At 58.6% G+C, this 21,750-nt stretch carries 19 protein-coding genes and 1 pseudogene; 17 read left to right on the forward strand and 3 right to left on the reverse strand.

The window, feature by feature from the left end; genetic code table 11:
* Window positions 1-302 precede the first annotated feature (302 nt).
* Entirely contained in the window at window positions 303-704 is a 402-nt protein-coding gene (locus ASD01_RS06520; RefSeq protein ID WP_200954142.1) for a response regulator, read from the reverse strand.
* A 171-nt stretch (window positions 705-875) separates the two neighbouring features.
* On the opposite strand from ASD01_RS06520, the gene ASD01_RS34435 reads away from it, so the two are divergent.
* A protein-coding gene (locus ASD01_RS34435; protein ID WP_090429178.1) for an IS5 family transposase occupies window positions 876-1,630 on the forward strand; the annotation gives its coding sequence in 2 pieces (ribosomal slippage) (window positions 876-1,209 and window positions 1,209-1,630; 756 coding nt in all).
* Here ASD01_RS34435 and ASD01_RS06530 read toward each other — a convergent pair.
* Complete coding sequence (locus ASD01_RS06530; RefSeq protein ID WP_060643681.1) at window positions 1,561-2,988, reverse strand: sensor histidine kinase; 1,428 nt, start codon at window positions 2,986-2,988, stop codon at window positions 1,561-1,563. The two genes, ASD01_RS34435 and ASD01_RS06530, sit on opposite strands and share 70 nt — an antisense overlap.
* Before the next feature lie 239 nt (window positions 2,989-3,227).
* Here ASD01_RS06530 and ASD01_RS35390 point away from each other — a divergent pair, with 239 nt between their 5' ends.
* Window positions 3,228-3,416, forward strand: coding sequence for a hypothetical protein (locus ASD01_RS35390; RefSeq protein ID WP_156553124.1), 189 nt, complete (start codon window positions 3,228-3,230; stop codon window positions 3,414-3,416).
* Between the two features lie 131 nt (window positions 3,417-3,547).
* Here the strand turns inward: ASD01_RS35390 and ASD01_RS06540 are convergent, their stop codons facing one another.
* On the reverse strand, window positions 3,548-4,486 hold the full coding sequence (locus ASD01_RS06540; protein WP_210339085.1) for an AraC family transcriptional regulator: 939 nt from the start codon (window positions 4,484-4,486) through the stop codon (window positions 3,548-3,550).
* A 202-nt stretch (window positions 4,487-4,688) separates the two neighbouring features.
* Between ASD01_RS06540 and ASD01_RS06545 the strand changes: the two genes are divergently transcribed.
* The 15 genes and pseudogenes from ASD01_RS06545 to ASD01_RS34280 all read left to right on the forward strand — a co-directional run bounded on the left by ASD01_RS06545 (window position 4,689) and on the right by ASD01_RS34280 (window position 21,369).
* On the forward strand, window positions 4,689-5,489 hold the full coding sequence (locus ASD01_RS06545; RefSeq protein ID WP_082573051.1) for a DUF2092 domain-containing protein: 801 nt from the start codon (window positions 4,689-4,691) through the stop codon (window positions 5,487-5,489).
* Window positions 5,486-5,812: a hypothetical protein gene (locus ASD01_RS06550; RefSeq protein ID WP_034794838.1), complete on the forward strand. Its 327-nt coding sequence runs from the start codon at window positions 5,486-5,488 to the stop codon at window positions 5,810-5,812. The genes ASD01_RS06545 and ASD01_RS06550 overlap by 4 nt, the downstream gene beginning before the upstream one ends.
* 149 nt (window positions 5,813-5,961) lie before the next feature.
* The gene (locus ASD01_RS06555; RefSeq protein ID WP_200953570.1) at window positions 5,962-7,470 is read left to right on the forward strand and encodes a DUF1254 domain-containing protein; all 1,509 of its coding nucleotides are present in this window, start codon (window positions 5,962-5,964) and stop codon (window positions 7,468-7,470) included.
* 164 nt (window positions 7,471-7,634) lie between these two features.
* Entirely contained in the window at window positions 7,635-9,662 is a 2,028-nt protein-coding gene (locus ASD01_RS06560) for a mechanosensitive ion channel family protein (RefSeq protein WP_060643682.1), read from the forward strand.
* Window positions 9,663-9,670: 8 nt separating this feature from the next.
* A complete protein-coding gene (locus ASD01_RS06565) occupies window positions 9,671-10,123 on the forward strand; it encodes a DUF2721 domain-containing protein (RefSeq protein WP_034794841.1) in 453 nt (150 codons plus the stop codon).
* Between the two features lie 585 nt (window positions 10,124-10,708).
* On the forward strand, window positions 10,709-11,128 hold the full coding sequence (locus ASD01_RS06570; protein WP_127890125.1) for a cysteine rich repeat-containing protein: 420 nt from the start codon (window positions 10,709-10,711) through the stop codon (window positions 11,126-11,128).
* A gap of 4 nt (window positions 11,129-11,132) precedes the next feature.
* Window positions 11,133-11,711, forward strand: coding sequence for an OmpA family protein (locus ASD01_RS06575; protein ID WP_034794843.1), 579 nt, complete (start codon window positions 11,133-11,135; stop codon window positions 11,709-11,711).
* 290 nt (window positions 11,712-12,001) lie between these two features.
* A complete protein-coding gene (locus ASD01_RS06580; RefSeq protein WP_034794846.1) occupies window positions 12,002-12,361 on the forward strand; it encodes a DUF2147 domain-containing protein in 360 nt (119 codons plus the stop codon).
* A 216-nt stretch (window positions 12,362-12,577) separates the two neighbouring features.
* Window positions 12,578-14,011 (forward strand): DUF1254 domain-containing protein, encoded by a 1,434-nt coding sequence (locus ASD01_RS06585; protein ID WP_060643683.1) that lies wholly within the window; start codon window positions 12,578-12,580, stop codon window positions 14,009-14,011.
* A 436-nt stretch (window positions 14,012-14,447) separates the two neighbouring features.
* The gene (locus ASD01_RS06590; RefSeq protein ID WP_234798905.1) at window positions 14,448-15,701 is read left to right on the forward strand and encodes an alpha/beta hydrolase; all 1,254 of its coding nucleotides are present in this window, start codon (window positions 14,448-14,450) and stop codon (window positions 15,699-15,701) included.
* 111 nt (window positions 15,702-15,812) lie between these two features.
* The gene (locus ASD01_RS06595) at window positions 15,813-16,604 is read left to right on the forward strand and encodes a hypothetical protein (RefSeq protein WP_034794865.1); all 792 of its coding nucleotides are present in this window, start codon (window positions 15,813-15,815) and stop codon (window positions 16,602-16,604) included.
* Between the two features lie 199 nt (window positions 16,605-16,803).
* Window positions 16,804-17,565 carry a transporter gene (locus ASD01_RS06600; RefSeq protein WP_234852765.1) on the forward strand — a complete coding sequence of 254 codons (762 nt, stop codon included), beginning with the start codon at window positions 16,804-16,806 and terminating at the stop codon, window positions 17,563-17,565.
* 228 nt (window positions 17,566-17,793) lie between these two features.
* A pseudogene (locus tag ASD01_RS37505) lies at window positions 17,794-18,186 on the forward strand (recombinase family protein); the annotation flags it as partial.
* The gene (locus tag ASD01_RS37510; RefSeq protein WP_458574490.1) at window positions 18,169-18,384 is read left to right on the forward strand and encodes a helix-turn-helix domain-containing protein; all 216 of its coding nucleotides are present in this window, start codon (window positions 18,169-18,171) and stop codon (window positions 18,382-18,384) included. The pseudogene ASD01_RS37505 and the gene ASD01_RS37510, both read left to right, overlap by 18 nt.
* A gap of 15 nt (window positions 18,385-18,399) precedes the next feature.
* Window positions 18,400-21,369 carry a Tn3 family transposase gene (locus ASD01_RS34280; protein ID WP_063979491.1) on the forward strand — a complete coding sequence of 990 codons (2,970 nt, stop codon included), beginning with the start codon at window positions 18,400-18,402 and terminating at the stop codon, window positions 21,367-21,369.
* Window positions 21,370-21,750: the final 381 nt, after the last annotated feature.

Below are 21,750 nucleotides of genomic sequence, written 5' to 3' on the forward strand. Positions count from 1 at the left end.
GTTGACGCTGAGTTCCGCGACGGCCCGCGTCCAAGTGACGATCATTCGTGTCGATGGCACACAGATTGTAGATCCTTCCTCGATGACGTCGACGGAGCTCGGAGCTGCGCTGGCCTTCTTTTGGAGTGGCCTGCGACGGTCATGGAAACAGACGCCCCCCCGTCAGCGAGCAGGGCGACATTGCCGATCTGTAAGCCGGTGCAGGCCAAGAGCCACCATCGCGCCAAATGACGTTAGGCAAATCGCACCAGAGGAGGCCGAAAGGACGGGCAGGCTACCTCGGGGCAGGGCATTCATTCTGATCACACGGATGAAGATGCCTCCCCGTTCTTCTGCTCAAGTACCGCGTCCAGCGCTTCCACCAGGACAGAGTTCGAAAACGGCTTGGAGAGAACTGGAGCTGTGTGGCTGGTCCCAAGCAAGGCCGACGTCCCATATCCGCTTAGGACAAGAAACGGAATCGATTGCTGATAACACGCGTCAGCCACGGGAAGCCCGCTGTGTCCCTGGAGGTTCATGTCGAGCACGACGACGTCGATTTTCGTCGCGTCGTTAAGTAATTGCAGCGCCCGATCCACAGTCGGAGCAAGGCCCACAATCTGCATTCCAGCCGCAAGCAGAGTGTCCTCGATTGACATTGCCACCAGCATTTCGTCTTCAACGACGAGCACTCGACGTCCCGCTAATGTTGTTGAAATTGTCAACTTTACTGCGCTCCCGAGGGCTGTTTGCTACTGAAATCCATGCTCATTGTGCATCTGAGGCCATCCGGTTCGAACCGCAGTTCGACCGGATATCCGAGTTCGTGGGCTAGGGTCAGGACCTATTAATTTCGTTTGAGATGTGATTCAGAGTCTCCGTTGAAGGAGGTTCTGATGGGTGATTTGTTTCTGCTAAGCGAGCGCCAAATGGCTCGCATCTCTCCACATTTTCCTCTTTCACACGGGGTTGCGCGTGTCGATGACCAGCGCGTTGTCAGTGGTATCGTCTATGTGATCCGCAATGGTCTGCAGTGGAAGGATGCACCTTCGCAGTACGGGCCACATAAGACGCTCTACAACCGCTTCATTCGCTGGAGCCGGCTCGGCGTGTTCGACAGGATTTTCGCCGCTTTGGCCGGCGAAGGTCCTCAGCCTGAGCGCATCATGATCGACGCGACACATCTGAAGGCCCACCGCACCGCGGCAAGCCTTCTAAAAAAGGGGATGTTCCCCGCCGTATCGGGCGAACCAAGGGCGGACTGAACTCGAAGCTCCATGCCGTTTGCGATGATGACGGCCGACCGATCATCATGCTGCTCTCCGAGGGTCAGATGAGCGACCACAGGGGCGCCCGGATGGTGCTCGACGCGTTACCCAAGGCCGATTGCCTCATCGCCGATAAGGGCTACGACAGCACCTGGTTCCGCGAAGAGCTCCTCGCCAGGGGCATCGAGCCCTGCATTCCGTCCTCTAAAAGCCGGACGAAACCGTACGCCTACGACAAAGCTCTCTATCGCCGCAGACACAAGGTCGAGAACCTATTCGCCAAACTCAAGGATTGGAGACGCATCGCAACTCGCTACGACCGATGCGCCCACACCTTCTTTTCAGCAATCTGCATCGCAGCTTCCGTCATCTTCTGGCTGTAATTAACGAGTCCTGACCCTAGACCTCGGTTTAGAACCCGTAGACCGAACCCTTGGCGGTCCGGTTCAGACGTCGGAGGTCCGCCGCGCTCCTCGCAAAGAATGCTGCATACCTCCTGGCATTGCCATGATAATGCGACCCGACCAACCTGGTTCGAAAGTGAACCGTGTTTGATCGCATTGGTCAGCAACTCGTTGAACGCCATGGAAAGCGCCAGAGCTTTTTTCGGATCGATGCGGATCGCAGCGCCTTGGATCGAGACGCGCCCGTCCTCAATCCAAGCGGTAAGAACCGTTTGAGCGATATCGCTCAGGTTTACGGCCTGCCAAGCCTCCCGCGTAAGCAAGTCGTGCGCCTTGGCAAGAACGAGCAGACGAGTGTTAAAAGCCTGGGCGAACGCCTCGGGCGTTTCGGAGCTTTTCAATGTTTGCTCCGCGAGGGAATTCACGGTAGCCAGGGTGTTCTTCACCCGATGATTGAGCTCTCCCACCAAGAGCTTCTGCCTCTTCTCCGCCCTTCTTTCCTCTGTTCGATCCCGGAAGATCTTGAGGTAGCGATCAGGCCCGCTCTCCTCGACACGAAGCATGACACCTGAGCCCCAAAACCGTGACCCATCCTTGCGATAATGCCAACGCTCGTTCGCGGCACGTCCCGTTTCGGCCGCGGTTCGCATTTCCTGTTGTGGGATTTCCAAGGCTCGATCCTCAGGACTGAAGAAAATACTGCCGGAGAGACCAAGGACCTCGCTGTCGAGATAGCCCAAAAGGCGTTCAGCGCCACTGTTCCAGCTTGCGATCCGTCCGTCGGCGTCGAGCGTTATGATGGCATATTCGCTCGCGCTGTCGAGGATGACACGCAACCGTTCATTGGTGCGGCGAAGTCCCTCTTCGGCACGTTGATGCGCCTCTTCCGATTGCTTCCGCTCGATGCTGAACCCGAGTTGCCGGGCGATAGTGAGGCACAGGGTGGCTTCGTCAGCGGTATAGACGTGAGCGACGTCGCGGTAGGTCATGAATTTGCCAACGACGATGCCATCGACGGTCACAGGAATGAATGCGAGGGAGCGGATACCCTCCCCTCGTATGGCGTTCTTGAGCGCCTGAGGCTCGTCAGAAAGCTCTATGTCGCTTACGAAAATGGGAATAGGATCTCGATCTCCCGGCTTCCACGGCGAGTGTCCATCAACTGCCCGACGATAGTCCTCCGAGAGCCCGCGGGAAGCGACGAATCGCATCACTCCGTGGCGGTCAAAAAGCAGGATCGAAGCCCGCGAACACCCCAGCGCCCGCTCGATCGCATCGAATGTCGCATCGAAAGCATCGGTCTCGGACTCTGCGCGGTATAGGGCCTCCGTGGGCAATTCTGCAATAATACCCGCTAATGGGATTGGAAGTTCTTTGGGTTGAAGCGGTTGGCACGAAGTGGACTGAAGCGTTCGATGGGTCGGTCAATTTCGTTCCAGAGATAGTCGCCCGTGAGCGCGATGTGGGCCCATGGCAGCGGTGCGACTTGGGGCAAGCACTTCGTCGGGGATGAGGATGCCCTGGCTGCGGATATAATCGACGGCGCGGCTAGACTGTGTTCCACAGGATGACGGCGTTGACGACGAGGTTAAACCCGGAAGCCCGGCAGGATGGTTTCAGCGATGCTATCGCGCAGCTCGCCGAGTTGTTGGACAAAGACGGCACGGGCAAGGCATGGCAGCTTTCGCCTTTGTTGATGAAATCCCGCTGCTTGATTGAGATCTGGCGAGTGTCGCGGAAATACCGTATGCAACCGCGGCGCTGAAGCAATCGCTTCCGCTTGGCGGCGGTAGGGCACCGTTGAAAAGTGGTGGCGGAGGCATGCATCGTCGATTTCCGAACGGTAAGTTGCCGGGAGAGCCCTTTTCCAGCGTCTGCGCACGCGCAAGAAAAAGGTCATCCACCATCGTCGCTTGGGAAGTGAGATGGCGCCATTCCTGTCCAGCGTCTAAACGCGCGCGTGAAATGCGCGGGATCGCTGTAACCCACCCGATAGGCGATCTCGGTCATGCTGTAGCCGCCTTCGCGGATCAGCCGGATAGCCTCGCTTCGCCGAGTCTCATCAAGCAGTTCCTCGAACTCGACGCCGCAGTATTTCAGGCGCCTTTGCAGGGTGCGGACTGACACGCCAACTCTTCCTGCCGTGACTTTCAAGCTATGCTCGTGCTCGTCCGAGAGCCTGTCGCTGAGCAACCGTGCCACCTCCACCGTCGAGGTCAGGGCGGTCGTCGCCTTTGAGGGTCCGGTTTCCTGCGTTTTGAGAGGCAGATCAAGCAACTCGCGATCGATTTCGATCATGTCGTGCTCGCACCCCAATTCGATATTGGGCCCCCAGCACTCTTCGAGTGCCTCGGCCCCCCGTGTTTTCGTCGCGGTCAGTCGAACCTTTATACCGGACGGCTCCCCCGCCAAAAGCGGCACTTTTCGCAGAACCGCGAGACTGCCGAAGATGAACTGCCTGGGATCGAATTCGCAGCGGTCTGTGAAGCGGAAGACGATGCGAGCGGTTTTGCCCTCCACCAGGAAGCGGACCTCTGAACCGCGGTGGATCGAGGACACATTGTCGGACGCGAGCGCGCAGGCCTGTGCCACGTCCCTTGCTGCCAGAACGGATTGTCCCCACCCGCCGAACTCACGGAGGTCGGTGGAGGAGCCGATATGCGCGCCAGCGAACGGGTCCCCCGCGACAGCCGCCAGCTCGTTGCCCAAGCGAAAGCACTGGGCGCGTGGAAGCCAGCCATCGGCATTCTGGAACACGTTTGGCGAAATGCCGAGGCGTTTGCAGAACTCAATCGCCGAGACACCGTGCTTCGCCAGATAGGGCGCGATGGCCAAGAACGTCCGGATCCTGATCGAAGGTGCGGTATTCAACACTCACAACGCTAAATTGGCATGAAAAGGCAAGACGGAACATGTGCACTATAGCAGTATGCGGTCGATTGGGAAGACTTTCGCGAAGAAGTTGTGCAAGCGGCGAGGCCGGAACGGCCGATCGTCTGCGAGCCGCGTCGGAGGAGCTAGGTATGAAGGTGAGCGGATGAGCAAATTCAAACTGAAATGGCCTGGGGTAGCTCGGCGCCCGTACATATTGATGATAGCGGCCACCGTCTGCGCGGCGGCGTGGTCCGCTTCGGCCCAGGATGCGATAGAGCCCGAGGCTGCCAAGATTCTCGCTGCGATGAGCGACAATCTCAAATCGATGCCGTCTCTTAGCGTCACCTATGACGCAGACCAGGAAATCGTCGACCTGGAGGGGCAGAAGATCCAGTACAGCGCATCGGGTACTATTGCGCTCGATCGCGCCAAGGGTTTTCTGTTGACGCGCCAAGGCCCATTCGCCGACGCGGAGGTAGTGTTCGACGGCAGCACGATATCGCTCCACAGCAAACGCGTAAACGTCTACGCGCAGCTGCAAAGCCCGGGGCCAAGTGTTGAAGCGGCAGCAGGCGAACTTCGCGCCGCTACTGGACTGGATGCGCCGGGGGCCGACCTGTTGGCAAGCGACCCCTATGCCGTTCTTACTGACGGTGTGACCAAGGGAACCGTCGTCGGATCCGCGTTCGTTGGTGGGGTCGAGTGCGATCACCTCGCCTTCAGAACAGATATTGTCGACTGGCAGATCTGGGTCAGCAAGGGCAGCAATCCGTTGCCACTCAAATATGTCATCACGACCAAATGGGTAACCGGAGCGCCAGAATACTCGCTGCGGTTGAGCAACTGGAAGTCAGCTGGCATCGGTGCCGCTCAATTTAAGTTCACACCGCCAGCAAACGCCAAGAAACTCGAACACGTACATGCCGACGTCACCGGCGACATCTCGCTGGAGGTAGGGGAATGACGATCCGCAAGATGTACGGAAAGATCCTTTGCGCCACAGTCGCCGGCCTCGCCCTGCTCGCCGGCGACTATCTTGTACCGATGCCGTTCGGCTCGTTCGTGTCGGAGGCGCAGGCGGTCGTTGGGCGGCCCGCGACCCCGGGCAGCGTTGCCGGTGTTGCGCGCCGCACCACCCGCCGTGTAATCCGCCGCTCCGCGGTCTACGTCGCCGCGCTGCCCACCGGCTGTGTGAGGACCAGCGTCAACGGCGTTGTGATCTGGCGCTGCGGCGGGGTCTACTACCAGCCCTATGATGGGCGTTACGTCGTCGTCTACATCGACTGAACCCATATTGCATCGCAGTTCAATTTTTTTCTTCGGACCATTTTCCCACTGTTCGTGCATCGCCCTCGATGTTGGGCGCTACCGTAGTCGAACGATCGTCCGTCTGTAGAATTTGCCCCTGATTAAGGAACCACATGATGAGTTACTCGATGAAAGCCCTGCTCGGAGGGGCCTCTGTACTGGTACTTCTTGCCGGGCTCGCCCACGGGCAGACGGCGCCGAAAATGGAGATGACGACGCCGATACCGGATTCCATCATCACCCCGGACAAAGTTGAAACCCGGCTTGGAACGTTGAATTTCGTCGATGGTTTCCCAGACAAAGCCACCTCCGAGAAACTCTACGACAACCTCGACTTCATGCGCGGCGTCGACGCCTTTCTCAATGCCATGCCGGGTGCGTCGGTCGAAGCGCTGAGGGTTGGCCTTGCCAGCCAGGGAGTGGACAACAACCAGACCATCCTCATTTTCGAAGACCTGATGGACTCGCACTCGCTGTTCCTGACCGGTAATACCGAGAGCATCTACAATTTGATGTGGCTCGACACCAAAGCCGGGCCACTGGTGATCGAAACACCACCCAATATCCTGGGCATGATCGATACCCACTGGTTCGAATATGTCGGAGACGTCGGAAATGCCGGTCCGGACCAGGGCAAGGGTGGCAAGTACCTTCTGCTGCCACCCGGCTACAAGGGCGAGATCCCAGACGGCTATTTCGTGCTTCGCAGCTCAACCTACGGCAACCTGTTTTTCTGGCGGGGCTTTCTCGAAGATGGCAGCACGAAGACCGCAGTCGAGAACACCAAGAAGTTCGCCAAGGTTTATCCTCTGTCGGAGGCCGGCAATCCGCCGCCGATGAAGTTCATCAATGGCACCGGCAAGAAATTCAACACCATCCACGCGAACAACTTCCACTTCTACGAGGAAGTAAACGACATCGTTCAGTACGAGCCGAACGAGGCCTACCACCCGGAAGTGCTGGGGCAACTTGCCGCCATCGGCATTGAGAAGGGCAAGCCCTTCGCGCCTGACGAGCGAATGAAGAAGATCCTCACCGAAGCCGTGGCGGTCGGCAACGCAACGGCGCGCACAATCACCTTCGATACGCGGATGAAGGAGGCCTATTATTATCCGGACAGCGCCTGGTTCACCGGCTTTGTCGGCGGTAGCTACGAATTCCTTCGGCAGCCCGGCGTTCGCTATCTGGATGCCCGGGTGCTGTTTCACTACTATGCGACGGGAATCTCACCGGCGATGGCGATAAAGCGTGTCGGCGTCGGTTCGCAATACGCTGGGGCAACAACTGACAGCGAGAAAAAACCTCTCGACGGTAGCAAGACCTACAAGGTTCACCTGCCGCCGAACATCCCTGCCAAGAACTTCTGGTCATTCGTCGTCTATGACAACCAGACCCGATCCATGCTGCAGACCGACAAGCAGTTCCCGAGCATAGGCAGCGACAAGAAGGACCTTGTCGTCAACGCAGACTCCTCGGTGGATGTCTGGTTCGGCCCGACAGCACCGGCAGGTCACGAGGCCAACTGGGTGCAGACCGTTCCCGGCAAGGGGTGGAACGTCCTCCTGCGCCTCTATGGGCCGCTAGAGCCGTGGTTCGATAAGACCTGGAAGCCGGGTGAAATCGAATTGGCCGAGTGACACCTGAATATCTGCGATGAATTGATCGCGACACAGGTGCTCGCCCCCATGCGGGTTTTCATCTGCAGCGCCGATCCGACTGGTTTTGTCGGATCGGCATCAGCTGCGGTTATTTGCCGCCGTATTTGAGAGCGGCCAGCGCTCGTTGGCCGCGTCGGAGTTACATGTTCATCATTCGCTTTCTGTTATTGAGCCTGCTCTTCGGTCTTTCGACCGTTTCTCCATTACACGCGCAGGCGCCGGCGACGAGCACGGCAGAACCGTCAAACGTCACCGAACTGCTGCGCCTTCTCGAAGCTGCGGACGTGAAGGCATGGTTGGCGCAAAGGCAAGCGGCAGTTCCCGAAACAGAGGCTACCGAGGCAACGCGGGTCATCGACGACTTGGAGGTCCGCTGGCGCACCCGTTTCAACGCCCTACTGTCTGCCGTGCCACGTGTGGGCAGCGAACTCTATCACGTAGCCTCCTCGGTCCGGCAAGAGGCGCATGATAGTGGCTTTGCCCCCGCGATCCTGCTGATCGGCATTATCGTGGGCATTGGCTTTGGCACGGAATGGTTCCTTCGTCGTTCAGTGCCAGCCGTGACCTTGCCCAATCAACTCTTGTCGCAGATACAGACGGAGTTTGCGCCCCTCTTGATATTCACGGCGACGATTGCCTTCGTCTTTCTTATCTTCGCCTGGCCGCCGCTCATGCGTGTGGTCGTGCTTTATTCGCTCGTCGCGACGGTCGCCTACCGAAGCGTGCTGGCGCTCTGCCGGCTCGCGATGACCGTTTCCGTGCCGATGGCGAAAGCCTACCCCCGTGTCCGGCTGTTCGTCGCGGTGTTAACAGCGGCGATGGCATTCTCTGCCATATGCGAGCGGCTCGCCGTTGCCCAGGATGTCTGTTCCTTGATTGCCATTGCATTTTCTGGCCTGCTTCTTCTGATCGCGATCGAAGCTATCGGCCGCAACCGCTCCAGCGATGATGCACAGCTTTTGGGACGACGCGTGCCTCGGACCACCGGCATTGCCGGCGTCGTAACACTCTGGCTGCTCTGGTGCGGTGGTTTCCTGGCGCTGTTTTGGCTCGGCATTATGTTTGTCGTTGTGCCCCGTGTCCTGTCAATCGCTGACGAGCTGAGCCACGCGTTTGCGGCTTCCCGCTGGAATGACGATGGTGCGACAGATCCGAAGACAGTGCTGCTTGTTCGGGGCGCCCGAGCTATCATCATCATCATCGCAGTGGATTGGATCGTATTCGTTTGGCATCACCATTTCCAGCCCATTACCGGTCAGCTGGCGCTCGCCAAGACAATCATAGCCGGCGCATTCAACAGCGTCGTCATTTTGCTGGTCATCGACCTCGTTTGGCAGTTGGGGAAAGCTTACATTGCCCGTCAACTCGGCCGCGTTGGCGATGGAGGAGCACTCACACCGAATGAGAACGCCCGCCAAGGCCGGCTTCGCACCCTGTTGCCGGTCTTTCGCAACGCCTTGGCCGCGGGGCTTCTTGGTGTGGCCGCCCTTACCGTTCTCTCGCAGATGGGGGTTCAGATCGGCCCGCTCATCGCCGGTGCGGGCGTGGTCGGCGTGGCGATCGGGTTCGGTTCACAGACGCTCGTCAAGGACGTCGTCAGCGGTATTTTTTACCTTTTGGACGATGCATTCCGCGTCGGGGAATATATTGAGGCGGGAAGTTACACCGGCACAGTCGAGTCTTTTAGCTTACGATCGGTGCGGTTGCGGCACCATCGCGGACCGATATTCACGGTGCCCTTCGGTTCGCTTGGCGCCATCAAGAATTTGAGCCGTGACTGGACGGTTGATAAGTTCCGCGTCCGTGTCCCCTTCAAAACTGATCTTGATAAGGTTCGCAAGCTGATCAAGACGATCGGCGGGCAATTGCTCGCCGATCCGGAGCTCGGCTCGTCATTCATCGAGCCGCTCAAGCTCAAGGGCGTTGAGCAAATTGGCGAGTACGGCATCGAACTCGGCGTTGGCTTCACCTGCAAGCCAGGCGATCAAACCATGATCCGCCGCAAGGCATATGCGATGCTAATGCAGGCCTTCGGCGACAACGGGATCGATTTCGCTCAGCCTGTGGTCCAGGTGAGCGGTGATGACAAAGGTTCAGCTGCTGCGGCTCACGCCACGCGGCAACTTCAAGGCATCACTGCTCCACCGGGGCCAGATGGGCTAGCTTCCTGAGAGGAATTATGGACACACCGCCGATCGTCAACGACCTTGCCTCTGTCATACAAACATCCCTTGCGCCGGTCTTTTTGTTGGCTGGTACCGCAGGCTTTGTCAGTATCTACACCATTCGCCTCGGGAGAGTATCGGACCGGCTGAACGAGGTCGCGGATAAGGGTAAGCAGGGCAAGTTGTTTCGCATGCAGCTCGCCTATCTGCGGCGAAGGGCACTTGCACTGGAGGTTGCGGTAGTGCTTGGAGTAGTGGCCGGCATTTGCACGGGAGGCGCAATCCTAAATCTACTTGCTGGGTCTCTGGCCATAGGCATACGCCATGAAAATCTCTTCTGGTTCTTTGGAGGCGCCATAGTCTGTCTCATTGGATCCCTCGTTGCATTCCTGTTTGAAATGGTTATCGCGGGACGAAACATGCTGCGGCAGATTCGATCCGAGCAGGTAACCACGGTGCAAGACTGATCAAGCGACTGGGCACCAGCATAACCGACATCTCGGTTAACTTGAATAGAGGCCGCTGCCCCCGCTGGAAACTCTGAATTTTGTGGGCGGTCAAGTGCCCTTGGCATTAAATGGCAAGCGACGCACTTGCGCTTACTGTAACGCTGTAACCAAGCGTTGTGAACGCGTTGTCGTCATGGGGGTCAAGGGGCGAGCGTGACTTTGAAATCGACTCACGGAACCACCGTTGCAGGGCGCGCGCGCGCCGGCATGATCCTCATCGAAGGCGGAACCTTCTCGATGGGGTCCAATGGACACTATCCCGAAGAGGGGCCGGTGGATCGCGCAAGCGTCGATAACTTTTCCCCAAGGCCGACAATATGCTCTTATCCAGGTACTCTCAGCCAAAATGCCGAAGGACCACAGATGAAGCCGCCACCCGTCGTTTCAGATCTTGTACCCATCATCCAAACCTCCCCCTCTTTCTCATTGCCGGCACGGCTGGCTTCGTGAGCACTTAGACCGGGTATCAGATCGCGGGAATAAGATTCTGCGGGCTCCTGTCCAAAGAAATCGAGCCACCTCAGAACTGAAGGAGACGAAGCCTTGAAGACAAAAAGTGCCATAATAGCCACACTGTTAATCGGTCTCGCGTTAGCGGGGGCGACGCGCGCAGAAACACTTAGCTACGCCGACGCCGTCACGAAACTGGCGCAGGACTGCGGTGCCGACATCAAGAAGTTCTGCCACGGCCTCAATCTCGGCAACGGGCGGATTGCCGATTGCCTCCAGAAAAACGCAGCCAAAATCTCACCGCTCTGCATCGGATCGATATCGACTGTGCTCACCTCGATCAGCCAACGGGAGCAGGCCCAGGCCGCATACGCGAATGTCTGCAAACACGATATCGCGCAGCTCTGCTCGAGCGTGAAGGGCGACGGTTACCGCCTGGCATGCCTTATCAAGGCCGAAAAGCGCGTGGGTAACGCGTGTAATCAGGCGATCACCGATGCCGGCTGGAGGTAGTCATATGACCAGGATTCGTTCCCTACTCCTCACACTTTCACTCGCTGCATCGATGGCACCGGATTTCGCGGCCGCTCAGGAGGTCTCCGAACAACGGATCGTCTCAGGGCTTGGCAAGATCGTTCGCGCGGCTCCGTTCATCGACATCGCCATTCTCCGCCAGGAAGCTATAGACGGGGGCGGAGTGGCGATGGCATCACTTCCGAACTGGGGCAAGATCGCCAAGCTTCCGCAAATGGTTGTCGAGATCGACTTCGAGAACGACTCGGTCATGATCAAGCCAGAGTCCTACAGGACGCTCGGCTTGATTGCCGATGCGCTTCATCATCCGAATCTCTGGGCCTACAAGTTCCTCATTGTCGGCCACTCGAGTTCAACAGGCAGCGACAAACATAATTTGGACCTCAGCGAGAAACGGGCCGCAGCCATAGGGGAGATTCTCTCAACGACATTCGCGGTCGACCCTGATCGACTCTACGCAGTTGGTGTCGGCGAGTATTTCCCAATCGACGGCTCGAAAGGCGATGCGGCCAGCAACAGACGCGTCCAGCTTGTCAATCTGGGTGTCTTTACAGCGCCGTAACGCTACCCTCCGGCCGGGAGACGACTAGTTTAATGTCCGGCGACTAGAACGAGTAATCAGGGACGGCTGGCCACCCTACCGAGTGACAAACGACCGGGCTGCGCTTTCGCCGAAGAAAACGCAGGCACTGTGGACCGATAGCTCGCATGACGCGCCGACGATCCCACGGGCTTCCACCGGATAAGCTCTTCCACAGAGTGTCGATACGCAGTCAATGTTTACATGTGCAGGATGAGGCTACCTGTGAATGAACCAATGGCCACTGCTGGCCGAAGACATTGGAGTTTGTCATGAAGATTGTTATTCGCAGAATGATGATGGCGACCGCCGTCATGCTGCTGACGACCGGAGCGGCCCATGCCGACCCGATCGAAGGCGATTTTAGAACCCCGAAGACGGGCGCAACGGCAAAGGTGGCAGCTTGCGGAGCTGGCTTCTGCATGACCTACACGAGCGGCGCGTTCAACGGCAAGCAGTTCGCCGCTTTCGCGTCCACTGGCAACGGAAAGTATTCCGGCAAGCTGATCGACTTCACCAACGGCGGCAAGGAGTATACCGGCAAGGCCGAGATCGCAGGCAGCGACATCAAGGTGAGCGGCTGCGTGATGGGCGGTCTGGTCTGTAAGGACGAAATCTTCAAGAGACTTTGACGTCACTGGTGGGACGGCGAGCCAACGGCGCAGGGGGGAACCTAAAGGCCCGCCGCCTACCGGGATACGCGAAGCCGCCCCTTTTTGTTGGCCGCAGTTTGGTACAGGCGGGTTATGAGTGTCGCCGCAAAACCGGACAATTGCGTCCAGGGTTCCAGAACTGTCCTGCAGTTCGCGTCGTTTCGATAACTTATCGAACAATATAGGATACGGCAAATGTTGACGAAGCGAGATCTACTTCGATCCACCGCGGTAATCGCCGCTGGCGCCGCGCTTGCGAGGCCAAGCCTGCTGATGGCACAGAGCTACCCCGGCCTTGTCGAGGCCAAGGACATCGCCGAGGAAGGCTTCATCTACGGCCTGCCGCTCGTGATGAATTACGCGGTCATGCACGAGTTCGCCGTCGATCCGAAGTCCAGCCAGTTCAAGGCGCCATTCAATAAGATCGACAACATGCACCACGTCGCCACCCCGGCGGACACGGCAATCATTACGCCGAACAGCGACACGCCGTACTCCATTCTGTGGCTGGATTTGCGTGCCGAGCCGATGGTGATCACCGTGCCGGCGGTGGAGAAGGAGCGCTATTATTCGGTGCAGTTGATAGACGGTAACACCTATAACTTCGGCTATATCGGTAGCCGCGCTACGGGAAACGTTCCGGGTTCCTATCTGGTTGTTGGACCTGACTGGAAAGGCGAGGAGCCTGCCGGCATCAAACAAGTCTTCTCGTCAACCACGCCGTTCGTGTTCGCCAACTTTCGAACCCAGCTGATCAACGTTGAAGATCTGCCGAACGTGGAAAAGGTGCAGGCCCGCTACAACGTGCAGCCGCTCTCGGCCTTCTTAAAGCAACCCACACCGCCCGCCGCCCAGAAGATCGACTTCTTGCCAGCCACAACGCAGGGCATCAAAGACAACTTCTTCGACTATCTCGATGCCGCCCTCGAATTCGTGCCGCCCACGGAAGAGGACAAGGCCATTCGCGCCAAGCTCGCACGTATCGGTGTGGGCCCGGGTAAATCATTCGATTTCAAGGAGCTTCCGATCGCTCACAAACTAGAAATCGGCCTTGGTATGAAACGTGGTGATGACAAAGTCACGAAGTTCGCGGCCAGCGGAAACAAGGTGATCAACGGCTGGAGCGTCGGTTCGTTCTTTGGCGATCGCAACTTTTACAAGGGAGATTGGCTGAAGCGTGCCGCCGCGGCCAAGGCAGGGCTCTATGGGAACGACGCCGTGGAAGCCATGTATCCCTTCACCCGCACAGATGCGAAAGGTGAAACACTCGACGCCAGCAAGCATAACTACAAGATCACTTTTCCCGCCGGACAACTCCCGCCGGTGAACTCTTTCTGGTCGGTGACGATGTACGACGGCAAGAGCCAGCTCCTGATCGAGAATCCGATCAATCGCTACCTCATCAACTCACCGATGTTGCCAGGCATGAAGAAGAACGAGGATGGTTCGCTCACCCTCTATATTCAGAAAGACAGCCCTGGCGCGGACAAGGAATCCAATTGGCTGCCTGCGCCGAATGGCACAATCTATCTCGTGATGCGCCTGTACTGGCCGAAGACGGAAGCGCCTTCTATATTGCCGGTCGGCGAAGGGACGTGGCAGCCGCCCGGCATCATTGTGGCCGAATAGTTCTCCCCCGACTGTGCTGATGCTTGGTTGGCGCCTCTGCTTCTTGTGGTCATCATGACCGAGGACGGTTGCCGCCGGCCGGCATTTGCACCGGCGGCGCAACACGGCGACTGGATTTGACGAACCCGGTCGGCTGTCCACCAAGTTGGAAATTGGCGGCTTCTGAAGTAGTTTTGGCATGAAATGGCAAGCGGCGATCTGAGGCCTATTGTAACGCTGTAGTCGAATAACGAACGAAATGTAGATAGACGCTTCCCCCCCCTTGTTCGATCGCGAAGTATAAACAACCACGATTAGATCTTTTAGCCCTCCAGTTGAAAGCCCTGTCGTTGTTCCAACGGCTGAAGTGCAGTTCTTGTCGAACAGGAGTGAATAGTTGACGCGCTACCTACCCCTGGACGCCAACGGTGGCGCGAAATCAAGACCGTATTTATCCTTGGTCGTTGGCCTAAGCGTCACTCTGCTCTCTGCTTGTGCAAGCAGGCCGACAGGCGTCCTCGAGCCAGTCGCAGCCGTCTCGTCGGCCAGCCAGGTTGAGATGTTGATCGCGACGACGCGGGGTCGAGCCACAAAGCGAGGCGAAATGTTTAGCGGCGAGCGCGCGCCTAGTCCGACCTTTGCGGACATTACGGTGTCGATCCCGCCTGACGCTGCCCGTAAGGCGGGCGAAGTCGCCTGGCCACGCAAACTTCCGCCCAACCCGAAGACGGACTTCGCAACGCTGAAAGCTGAGGAAATCGACCGAGCGACGGCCGAAAATTGGTTGAACACGAAAGTGCGAAAGAGCCCGGATGGTAGCGTCCTTGTCTTCATCCACGGGTTCAACAATCATTTTGAGGATGCAGTCTTCCGCTTCGCGCAGATCGTCCACGATTCAGGTGCCCGGAGTGTGCCGGTGCTCGCAACGTGGCCGTCTCGCGGCAGCCTTCTGGCCTATGGCTACGATCGCGAAAGCACGAACTATACGCGCAATGCCGTGGAAAACTTGTTCCAGTATCTGGCGCGCGATCCGGAGGTGAAGGAGGTCTCGATCCTCGCGCATTCGATGGGTAACTGGCTTGCACTCGAATCCCTGCGCCAGATGGCCATCCGCAATGACGGACTTCCGGGCAAGTTCAAGAATGTCATGTTGGCGGCGCCGGACGTCGACGTCAACGTTTTCAGCTCGCAGATCGCCGATATGGGCAAACAACGTCCGCGCTTTACACTTTTCGTGTCCCGTGATGATCGCGCCCTCGCAGTTTCTCGACGTGTCTGGGGCAATGTTTCCCGATTGGGCGCCATTGATCCGGAGCAGTCTCCCTACAAGGAGGAACTGGCAGTGAACGAAATCTCGGTCATCGATCTCACCAAGATCAAAGCGGGCGACAATCTGCACCACACCAAGTTTGCGGAGTCGCCGGAGATCGTACAACTGATCGGTACTCGTCTGTCGAGCGGACAGACCTTAACCGACAGTCGCCTGGGACTTGGCGACCACATCGTGGCAGCGACCGCGGGAGCCGCGCAAACGGTTGGAACCGCCGCGGGCCTGGTTGTTTCCGCTCCGGCCGCGATCGTCGATCAGAACACAAGGCAAAACTACGCTCAGCATGTCGAGATGCTTGTCGGGCCATCCAGTGGAACGACCACGACCAACAGCGTTTGCGGGAAGAATAATCGGGTTAGGAGCGAGAATTGTAGCCAGTAGCGCGCAAGACCTTAACGCAAATAGCATTTGGCCAAACTGCGATCTTCATCGATGTCTGCTCGGGACGCGGATCGATCTCGGTCGCATCAGCGACCACCAATGGGGGATAGCATGAAATTATACTTGGTTCGTGCTCTGGCGGCGATCGGAGCTTGTCTCGCTAGCAGCGGGGCGATGGCTGCGGACGTCTATTCGCCGATGACGACGGAGGTTCAGCAGACGACTACAGAGGGCGGCTGGACCTTTTCTTTTGCACCCTATTTCTGGGCAGCTGGATTGTCGGGCGAACTTGGGCAATTCGGATTGCCTGCGGTGGACGTCGACGCCAGTTTCAGCGACATCTTCGATCACCTCGATTTCGGCGCCATGGCGATGGGCGAGGCCCGTAATGGACCTTACAGCATCTTCGGCGATGTCATGTACACCAAGATTTCGGGGCAGGCTGGCACGCCAAGAGGCATTCTTGCCACAGACGTCGAGCTCAGATCCGAGACTTTTGCCGGGATGCTCGGTGCAGGGTACTCCGTTTTCGAAACCAGCACCGCGCGGCTCGAAATCGTCGGCGGCCTGCGCGTGTGGTCCGTCGAAAGCGAGCTTTCCTTCAGCGGTGGCATTCTCGATGGGCGCTCCAGAAGCGATGGTGAAACCTGGGTGGACGGTTTGGCCGGCCTTCGCGGCACCTATTCGCTCACTCCCGAAATCTATCTGACGGGGTGGGGGTTCATTGGGGCAGGTGGCGCCGATCTCGACTGGGATGTCGCGGCGACGATCGGCTACCGGTTCAGCGACACGATTTCGGCGGTTGCCGGTTACCGCGCCCTCGGTGTGGACTACAGCGACGACGGGTTCGTGTTCGACACCGTTCAGCAGGGGCCCATCCTCGGCCTGGTGGTACGGTTTTAGGATGCTCATGGGCTGTTCGCGACGTTCCGCGGATGTTTATAGACAACGAGCGGACCGATCGTGGTCCGCTGACTGTGCCGTTACGCGAGCTGCACCACTGCCGTCTTGAGGCAAAGCAGCACAGAAAAACTTCGAATCCAGGGGCCGAGGTCACAAAATGAAGCCGCACCACAGAATGATTTGTTTGGCAGTATCTTTCATGGCCAGCGTTGGGTCAGCCGTTGCTCAAGAGTCCGGCGCGGACCTCGCCAAGAAGCTCAGCAATCCGATTGCTTCGCTCATCAGCGTGCCCTTTCAGTTCAACTATGACCGCGGTTACGGCCCGGAGGACGGCAACCGCGAAGTCCTCAACATCCAACCAGTCATCCCAATCTCGCTAAACGAAGACTGGAACATCATCTCGCGCACAATCATGCCCGTGATCTCGCAAAATGACATAGCTGGGCAATCCGGGCACCAGTTCGGTCTCGGCGATATCACCCAGAGCCTTTTCGTTTCCCCCAAGCAACCTGGACCAGGCGGGATCATCTGGGGCGCTGGGCCGGTCTTCCTGATCCCAACAGCGACCGATGAACTGCTTGGGAGTGGAAAATGGGGAGCTGGCCCCACGGCTGTCGCCTTGAAACAGGACGGACCCTGGACATACGGGATACTGGCCAACCATATCTGGTCTTTCGCCGGCCAAAGCGACCGGCAGGATGTCAGTTCGACGTTTCTGCAGCCATTCGTTTCCTATACGACACCCGATGCATGGACTTTTTCGCTGAACACTGAAAGCTCATACGACTGGATGCAGGACGAGTGGTCGGTTCCGGTCAATTTTCAGGTGTCAAAGCTGGTGAAATTCGGTGAGCAGCCCGTGAGCTTCACAGCGGGTGCGCGGTACTGGGCACAAGCACCCGAGCACGGTCCAGAAGGATGGGGTTTCAGAGCGGCTGTAACGTTCTTGTTCCCGAAGTGACGGCGAGCGGCCGCTTGAACCGCGACTATCTGGAGCCCGTGGAACTCTGCAACAATACTCGCTAAGGGGATTTGATGGTGACGGGAAACAGGTGATTTCCGCGTAGCGCCCTCAAGGCTCAAGGTGATCTCAAAAAGACGGCGGTTTTCTGCGCGACAAACCCTGTCGGTATGTGACATTGTACGGCAAATTCAGATTTGGGGTTTGTCGTACATGCTTATCGGTTACATGCGGGTATCCAGTTGTGACGAGCGCCAGTCGGTCGCTCTGCAGCGTGACGCGCTGCTTGCGGCTGGCGTGGATGAACGCCATCTGCATCAGGATCGCGCGTCTGGTGCGCGCGACGATCGACCCGGCCTGAAGGCCTGTCTGGAGGAACTGCGCAGGGGCGATGTTCTGGTCGTATGAAAACTCGACCGGCTGGGGCGCTCGCTTTCGCATCTGATCCGGATTGTCGAGGAACTGAAGGCGCGCGGTATCGCCTTCCGGTCTCTCACCGAGGCAATGGATACGACGAACTCGCATGGCTCATTTTTGTTCAACCTGTTTGGCTCGCTTGCCGAATACGAAAGAGCGCTGATCACGGAGCGGGTCAATGCGGGCCTGGCCGCGGCGCGCCGACGCGGTCGCAAGGGCGGCAGGCCACCGGCAATCGACGCCGAAAAGGTCGAACAGATTCTTGCGGCTCTGGAAGGCGGCGCCAGCAAGGCGTCCGTTTGCCGGACTTTCAAGGTGCCGCGCTCCACGCTGATCGACACACTGAGGCGGATTGGATGGACCGGGCCCGGGAAGAAAGTCGCGCCCGACACCTCACTTTGAGGGCAGGCACGATCGATGTCCTTCCTCGACGCGCAGTCGCGTGCCATTCTGTTCGAGCCACCCGAAGCTTATGAAGAAGCGTTGGCGCGCTATGCGCTCTCGGTTGAGGATATTGCCTTCGCCAAGGGGCATCGCCGTTCGCACAACCGATTGGGCTTTGCGATCCAGCTTGCGTTGGTCCGGGATCTGGGGCGGCCTCTGCGGGCGGGCGACGCTCCGCCTCAGGCAATTATCTCGGTTGTCGCCGATCAGCTCGGCATCGAGCCTGCCGTTTTTGGCCTCTATGCACAACGTGAGGAAACACGCCGGGAACATGCGCGCGAGATCGTTGCCGCTCTTGGGCTGCGTGCTGTCCGGGCGAGCGATTACCGTAGTCTGATCACCGCGGCCGCACGCGAGGCGGCCGCTACCGAGAAGGGTATGCCGATCGCACAGGCGGTTATCGAGGCGCTGAAGGACGGGAAGCTCCTCGTTCCTGGTCCCGAACTGCTGATACGCCTGGCGATGGCCGGTCGGGCAGCGGCGCGCAGGCATGCTTATCGAGAGTTGATCCGGGGTTTGGGCCAGCCCTCCGTTGAGGTCCTTGACCAGCTTGTCGCTAACCGGATTGGAGACCGAAGCCACCTCGGCTGGATCGCGGAAGCGCCCGAAGGGGCGAAGCTGAAGAACCTCAAGGGTTTGATCGCCCGCCTTGAGGTTTTGCGTCCCGCCGCCATTCCGGATGAAAGGCGCAAGACGATCCATGCCAACCGCTATGGCATCATCGCCCGGGAAGCCCGCATCCTGCATGCGCGTGAGATACGGCGACTGACAGTCGAGCGTCGCTATGCCACGTTGACCGCCTTCGTCATCGAGAAGCAGGCGTCGATCACCGATCTTGCGGTCGACATGTTCTGCAAACTGATTGGCAGCGCCCGCCGCAAAGCCGAGGTCAGCCGCAAAGAACGCCGGCTGAAAGAAGCGGAGATCCTTGCCGGTGTGGCGCTCAATCATCTTCAGCTCGGTGAGGCGCTTGTGACGGCACGCGGGAGCAACGCTGATTTTGCCTCCGCAATCGCATCCAGCATCGGCTGGGAAGGACTGTTGGCCAGTATGGCGGCAGCCACATCTGTTGTTCGTCCTGATCGCAGTGACGAATTCGACGAACTGGTGGAGCGGCACAAGTCGATGCGCAAGCTGGCGCGGCTCCTGTTCGACACGTTTTGTTTCCGGTCCTTCCGTCCCGACGAACCGCTTCTGGCCGCAGTGGATTATCTGCGCGCGCTCTACCGCGGACGAAAGCTGCCCGCCCACGTGCCGCTTGCCTTCCTGACCCGCAAATGGCGACGACGTGTCCGGTCCGGCGGCGGCGAGATCGACTTCCGCGCCTGGGAAGTGGCGGTGCTGGTCCACCTGCGGGATCGTCTGCGGGCCGGCGACATCTGGGTCGATGGCAGCCGGGCATGGCGAAGTTTCGAAGATTATCTGTTGCCACGCGCGACCTTCGCCCTGATGCGCGCGGAAAAAAGGCTGGGGCTTGCCATCCCGGACAGCTTCGCGGCCTGGCGGGCCGAACGCACTGCCACGCTTGACGCCAAACTGAAAGCCCTGGCTCAAGCGGCTGCGTCCAACGCCATTCCGGATGCGGTGATTTCCGACAAGGGTCTGTCGATCTCGGCTATTCGCGAGGAGGAGCGCGATAGGGTCGTGGCGCTCAGCCGGCGTCTTTATATCCTTGTTCCACGGATCAGGATCACCAGCCTGCTCGCCGAAGTTCACAGCTGGACCAGATTTCTCGACAGCTTCACCCATTATCGCACCGGTGAGACGGCGAGCGATGAGGCGGCGCTGATGGCCGCGATCCTTGCCGACGCGACCAATGCAGGCGCTGAGCGCATGGCCGAAAGCTCGCGTGGTGTCACCATCCATCAGATGATGCTGATGGTGGACCGGCATCTGCGCTCGGAAACGTATGCCACGGCGACCGCCGTTCTGGTCGATGCGCAGCAAGTCCATCCCTTTGCCGCGATCTGGGGCGATGGCCATATCTCCTCCTCGGACGGTCAGTTCTTTCCGGCCGGCGGCCGCGGCGAAGCCAGCCTCGATTACAATGCAAAATATGGCAAGCGGCCCGGCGCCTCGCTCTATGGCTTCCTGTCCAACCGCTTCGCCTCCTTCTTCTCCCGCATGATCCAGGCATCCGAGAGCGAGGCGCCCTACGTGCTCGATGGGCTCCTTCACAACGAAAGCTCCATCGAAATCCATGAGCACGCCACAGACACCGCCGGCGCGACCGAAACGACGTTTTCGATGTTCCATGCCTACGGCTACAGGCTCATTCCGCGGATCCGCAATCTCGGCAATCGCAGGCTGTTCGTCATCGATCCAGATCCGGCTTACGCCCCGCTTGACGCGCTGATCGCGGGAACTGTCAATATGGATGTCATCGAGCAGCACTGGGATGAGGTATTGCGCCTGAAGGCTTCGATCGGCGCAGGTCTGGTGCCGCCGTCGGTGATCCTCAAGAAACTTGCCGCGTCGCCCCGGCAAAACCGGCTCAATCAGGCGCTGCGCGAAATGGGCCGCATCGAGCGCTCGATCTTCATCTGCGACTGGTTGCTCGACACGAAGCTGCGACGCAGATCGCACGCCATCCTCAACAAAGGGGAAAGCCGTCATGCCCTTGCCCGCGCCGTCTTTCTCCACCAGCTTGGTGAGCTGCGCAATCGCGTCGCTGAAACCATGGCCTACCGGGCTTCCGGCCTCAACCTCGTCGTCAACGCGATCATCCTGTGGAACACGGTTTATCTCAGCCGAGCCGTCGATTACGTGCGCGGCCAAGGCATCGCCATTCCAGACGATCTTCTCTCCCAGGTCGCACCGCTTCCATGGGCGCATATCGCGCTCACCGGCGACTATCTCTGGAACGAAATTGACAGACCCCTTGAACGCTTCAGGCCAATTCGAACCAACCGCTTCAATCCAAAGAACTTCCAATTCCCTTAACGGGTGCTATTGCAGAGATTCCCACGGAGCCCCGTATAGTCCGTCCGTCAATTGGAACAGCGCCTCCAACTCGTCGGCCTTCTTAATCCAGGGCGTGTCGTCGGCAGGTTCACGTTGGCTCATATGCGCCCCGCTGGGACGAGCCCGTACGGGCTCGGTTTCGATAGGGACTGCGACAATGAGCGTTTATATTTCCGCAGGCCCGGGTAAAGTTTAGGTGTGGCAGGCAGACCGGAATTCAAGCCCGAGCAGCGTCGAGTCCTGTCCGCAGGGCGAATGAATATCTCTGGTCGCGCGCCCTTATAGAATGAGCGATTAACCTATTAAATGGGACGTCGGCGAGTACCGATTTTAGGAGCAACCGGGAATGGGCACTAACCC

Origin of the sequence: Ensifer sp. Root423, from assembly GCF_001426275.1 — a bacterium.
In the GTDB taxonomy this organism is placed as follows: Bacteria; Pseudomonadota; Alphaproteobacteria; order Rhizobiales; family Rhizobiaceae; genus Ensifer; species Ensifer adhaerens.